This window comes from Proteus sp. TJ1640 (assembly GCF_003144445.1).
Lineage (GTDB): Bacteria > Pseudomonadota > Gammaproteobacteria > Enterobacterales > Enterobacteriaceae > Proteus > Proteus penneri.
This window is the reverse complement of record NZ_PENY01000015.1, coordinates 1-5,759: the sequence shown is the minus strand read 5'-3', so window position 1 is coordinate 5,759 and position 5,759 is coordinate 1. Positions and strand designations below refer to the sequence as shown.

3 protein-coding genes are annotated in these 5,759 nt (G+C 36.5%); all 3 read right to left on the bottom strand.

The window, feature by feature from the left end:
• Positions 1-143 precede the first annotated feature (143 nt).
• Entirely contained in the window at positions 144-2,756 is a 2,613-nt protein-coding gene (gene vgrG / locus DK861_RS05680; RefSeq protein WP_109399511.1) for a type VI secretion system Vgr family protein, read from the bottom strand.
• Between the two features lie 359 nt (positions 2,757-3,115).
• On the bottom strand, positions 3,116-5,554 hold the full coding sequence (locus DK861_RS05675; protein ID WP_109399510.1) for a DUF2235 domain-containing protein: 2,439 nt from the start codon (positions 5,552-5,554) through the stop codon (positions 3,116-3,118).
• Positions 5,539-5,759: DUF3304 domain-containing protein (locus DK861_RS05670; RefSeq protein ID WP_162556762.1), on the bottom strand; the 221-nt coding region annotated here is incomplete at its 5' end. The genes DK861_RS05670 and DK861_RS05675, both read right to left, overlap by 16 nt.

The following is a 5,759-nucleotide window of genomic DNA, read 5'->3' as shown; positions in this document are numbered from 1 at the left end:
TTTAATTTCTTCGTCAATTAAACGTTGTTGTTCGGCTCTATCTTGCTCCGCTTTAATCGCAGCTTTTTCTTTTAATGATAAGCAGCCAGAAAGTGTCGATGTAGATAGGAGTAAAATAAAAAAGTAGGATAATTTATATTGCATTATTCATTTTCTCCATAAGGTAATAATTTAATTAAAATGTCGTTTATTGCATTAGAATTTATACGAGTTGTTTTACCTTCGGAGTCAGAAATACCTTTTATAATTTCTCCACTAGGTAAGGTAATTTGATAACGCTGATTAGCTATCGGCTCTCCTGAAAGTGGGTTTTTAATAACAAACCATTCACTAAATTCTTCTGGTGAAAAAGATTTCATAGCACTTTCTACACTTTGTGGGCCTAATTTTTGAATACCATTATTTTTAATCAATAACTTTCCAGGCCCACCAATTTCTACATTTCCATCTTTAATTCGTATATATCCGCCACCACAAGATAAGAGGAGTTCCTCTTGAGCTGATAGCACCATTTTTTTACCACTACTTATTATTGAATCTTGTGTTGACCATGTTGATAGACGACCGTCTTGTGCCTGAATTTCTATATCACCTGTTTTGGCAAAGATTTTTGCTCCCATTCTGGAAAAGAAACTCATCATTTCACCAGCTGCTAAAGTGAATTTTTTAAATGCTCCAATATCAACTTGTTGGTTTGCTGTTAGTGTTAAATTTTCTTCAGCAGAAAGTTGTAAATTATCACCACTGGTTAGTGCTATTCCGTCAGGTGCGGTGGCTAATAGCACTGATTTTTTTAATTGGATTAATTTTTTTTCTAAGCTTTCTTGCTGCTGTTGGATATTTGAAGCGAGAGCACTGGCATGTTCCGCACTTTGGGTCAATGTTTGCATTTCTATTAATGCAGCAGTGAGTTGTGATTGAGCCTCCTTCATCGCCAGCACTTCACCGCCTGCTTTGGCTTGATTATCTGCACTAATAAATAATCCTTTACCTGCTCTTATTGCTCCCCAACTATCGGTGCGTAATTCAAAACCTTCTCCTCGTTTATCGCGGTTAGCATCGACAATATGCCCTAAATTTAATTGTGATTTTCCCCCATATTCGGTACTGAGTTTAATATGCTCCTGCCCGCGTTTATCTTCCATTCGCAATTTATTATTTGCAGGGGTACGAATCACATTACGTGTGTTGTTTCTATCCGTTACATGATCGGGATGGCGTGAATCATGAAGCGCATGGGCGATATAAGGTCGGTCAGGGTCGCCTTCATGAAAGGCGATAGCGACTTCTGTGCCTTGAATTAACGGAAAATGCATCCCATAGGTATCGCCGGCATAAGGTTTTGCCAAACGTACTGGCATACTTTCATAACCCAAGGGTTTTTCGTCACGATCGGCATCAAATTTTACCCAATAAAAGCCATCTTCATTTTGATGCGCATAAATATCGTTATCTTTAGCACTGGTGATACGTGCGGTAAGTGTACCGGTGATAATTGGGCGAGGTTTAACGGCTGGGCGCCAGCAAAGGGTTTCACTGTAAGGAATAGCATTAAATCGCACTTGCAGCGCTTTTTCTCGACCGCCACTAAAACGTAGACGAGTGATTAAAATCGGTGATTGAAACACAGAGGGTAGTGATGAAGGTATTGTGTTATCAGTGATAGAAAGTACTTGTAGCGGTGATAAAAAGTCAGCATTACTTTCGCCTTTTAAGCGTGTTTGACGAGTTAAAAAACGCTCATGATCAAGCCGTGCCCAAAAGTTTGCGGTTTCTGCTTCTGGATTGAGTTTATCACCGCGAGAAAGATGTCTTGCTTGGTAATGATAAACTTCACCATAGTGAATTTCATCCCCTTCGCCACGCGTCATATCCGTTACTGCTGAAATCAAGGTGTCTTGAGCTTGCCGATGGTTGTAATCTTTGGTTAGTACATTTTGCTCGACTACTTGATGATGTAATGATAATCCCCACACACTTTCTTGGTGATTATCATTCATACCAGAAGGACTATTGAGTGGTAAGGTTTTATCAAAGGTATAAGCACTTTGGCGATCGGCAAAACGAATAACTTCGGTTTGGGTTTGATCTTGTAAATAAAAAGAGTAAAAAATACCAACTTCACTTAATAGTNGGCGATCGGCAAAACGAATAACTTCGGTTTGGGTTTGATCTTGTAAATAAAAAGAGTAAAAAATACCAACTTCACTTAATAGTCGTTCGATAAATTGACGATCACTTTCATTATATTGATTAATTTGCTCACGCTTTGGATATTCATTTTTAAGCGTAAATTCAAATTCCCAATCTTTAAAATTATGTTCACGTAAAATTTGACTCACGACATCAGGAACAGATTGATTGAGGAAAAATCGATGAGAGCGAATTTGATGACGTAATAAGGCAAAAACAGGTTCGATGACAAGTTGATAACGCGCTTCATCAACCGAGCCCGATAGACGCCGAAATTGTGTGATCACACCATGAACTTGCTTGTTGATGGAATTTTGAGTTGCTAATTCCGCAATGCTATTGAGAGGGGGGATAAAAGAGAGCGTTGCACTACGGCGCAACAGTTGTTGCGGTTGTAAATCCTGAGCTTGGCAAGTAAAGGTAATTTGATAATGATAGGTATCGCTAATTGCTTCACGACCCGTGAAATGTTCAACATCAAATAAAATATCACAACCTTGCACATTAAGGTGATAGCGGTTTTGTCCGTTAAGTAGAGTTTGAGTTATTTTTTTTAAATTCATAGTTGAATATATAAACATATCCTGTCTGTTTATTATGAACAAACTTTGGATGTTTATCCTTGTGAAAGAGTTTTAATTGATATAACTAATTAAGAGGTAAAGGTGACTTATAATTACAAATATTATTTTTTAATAATTACTTGTAAATCTTGCATTGTGTTATTTAATTCTTTCTTTTTTTGTTGCTTAATAAGCTCTGATATTTTCTCAACTAAATAATGTGTTGGAGGAGGAAGCTGGGTGATATCCGTAGGGATTTCTTTTCCTGTCGATAAATCTAAAAATATAATTCCATATAAAGGTTTATATGCTATACCTAGTAAGGCTATATTATCTAAATAGCCATATATGCCTTCAGGTTACATAATTAACTGCATAGATTTATTTGATTTATGACCAAAATAGATCATTCTTGATAAAAAATACCTGCTAAAAGGTTCTCGAAGTCCACTCTCTGAGTGCATAAACCATGCGCGGGAATCATGTAGTTGATCATCAAGTAAACTAATAACCTTTTTAAGGTCTTCATCGTGAGTTATTTTTCTCATCGATAAAGATATTATTTTTCTAAATATAGTATTACTGATAGCTTTTAAACTTATATATTCCTGCCTTTCATTTTGAGTTGTCGCCATGTAGACATATTTATCAGCAGATTGAAATGCTTTTAGTAAATTTGCTTTTGATATAATATCAGATGGAAAAGTAACTTCAGGATCATTTTTACAGTTTTCTAAATGTGTTTGGTATATTGATGAACTTTCACCATGTACTTTTTTAAACCATTGTGCTTCTTGTTGACATTCAGTTCTTGACCTTTGATTAATTTTAATTAGAGGTTCTGGTCTGGTCACTCCTTTTAAATCTTCTAATTCAAATTTAAATTCTAAAGCGGCTTCCCATAATTGCCCTCTGGCATTTGTTGCATCAAAAAGTGGAGGCCCCATATTTTTATCGCTTGGTTTCCAATTAGAAAGTTCAGTTATTGCCTTTTTTTCTTCATTTCTGAGTGATGTTTTTTCAGCGATATCTTTTGTTTTTTTCTCATATTCTAGAGCTAACACAGCTGTAGCTTGTCTTGAAAATTTAGCATCATAAGGTTCGACTGAAATGTCAGAGTGTTGTGGTGCCTGTGTAAAAAAGGGTTGATGCGTTAAATTATTTTCGTCACTTTGTTCTGAGCCATAGCGACCAATTCTCCACGCTGTGATTAAAATAAGCTGAATTTCCATTACATATTCTAAAGTGCTCGTTATAAAACGTGGAGGCATAAAACATAATGTCTTATTAGTCGTATTATGAGATAAGACGGATTGCTCCGGTAGAGTATAGGCTCGCCAAGAGTTAAATTTATCTATTAAATCTTCTGATATCGTAAATTCTTTTAGAGTTGGTGCAGATATTATTCGGAAGGGATATTCATTTTTAATTTCTGGTAATTGTATAAGAATATCGTCTCTAATTGCTAATGGTGCTCCTGCATCGATTGCTGCTGCATACATATCATGTAATGTGATTTGTAATAATAATTCCTTATGCTGGTTTCTTGCTTTACCTTGGTCGCCGGGTGGATAACCTCCACCAATATCAGAGTGTACTCCTGGGTAAATGACTTCAACAGAATTCAAGGGATAATGGCCTTCAGGGGTCCGAATTGAGTCAACAGTAAAACATTGTCTTTGTTCATGGGCAGCAACAAGATGACAAATATTTTTGACAAGTGATGACTTTGGCAATTGTTGTGTACCACTTGCCCAACCATTATGCCCTGTAGCGCCAGGGACAACATTAGCCAATCCCACTGCGGCAACAGTGTCAAATAAGCCTAGAAACTCAACGGAAACAGGTAAACTATAAATGGTTCCCAAAGGACACGGTTTTTTCCATGCGTGAGGTAACTCTTCAAAATGATAATTTAAAAATTGATTAAGCCAGTAAACAAAAGTGCGAGCCTCTGCTGCACCTCGAGAAAATCCATAAGCATAAATTTTTAAAGCAACAATATGCGGTTTTACTTTAGATATTTTCCATTTTAGAGGTTTAAGTAAATAGTTTAACGGTTTGACGGGATTATAGGTTTTATTAAATTTACTGTATGCGGAACCCACAATTAATCCTAAGCTCCCCATAGCAGCGGCTCCGGTAGCACCATAAAAAATATCCGTAGAGTCTAGATCGGTATTTATCATGGATTCAAAATTTAAATCAGTACTCATTTCTTTAAGTAAGTCTCGTTTATCTGCTAAAGAGAGCCCTTTGCCTGTTACTGCATGGTAAATTGCATCACAAACTTGAATTAATCCCCAGCTTATTCGAGCTTCACCACCTGTTGCAAAAATTAAGCCATCAGAATAGTACTCATCTGTACCAATATCTGGAAAAGGGGTACCAACACCAGGAATATAATAACTATAAAAGCCTTGTTCTTTTACAATATCATCTTCTGGAGAAGAGGCATGATAAAGCTTAGCGACATTAGAGGGATGAGGTGGAATTGATTCTTCAGTATCATTGTAATTGTTATTATTAGTACCATCAAAAAACAAACTAACATGTAAGGTTTTACAACATAATGCTTTTTTTTGTATTTTCGCGTTTTGATAATATTCTTTTTCTTTATTTGTTAGTTTTTCATGATTAGCACGAATTTGTTCTTTTGTGAGTGCTAGTCGCCCTTTTTGAGGAAATAGGGGGGGAGCCCAGCAAGGATCACCTTGTGATCTTATGGTTGAAATAGCTTTAGTGGCTTCTGCTTCTATTATCGTTTCAATAAAAATGGAGTTTACTTGCTTGGGCATATGTTTGGTTTCTCCATATCATCAGGTTCATTGACAGGGTAATCAGGGTGTCCCCATGATTTACAAGACAAGGTGATCTTGACTTCTTGGCAGGGAAGAAAATGGACTTTGACATCACAAGGGGCATCATACTCAGGAATTTCTACCATTTTGCTATAACGGCGATAATTAGCCTCATGTAACCTCATGTATTCATCGTAGTAAG

Excerpts from the sequence above, each read along its gene's own strand:
- DK861_RS05675 (WP_109399510.1), bottom strand. The coding sequence starts at position 5,554 with ATGCCCAAGCAAGTAAACTCCATTTTTATTGAAACGATAATAGAAGCA.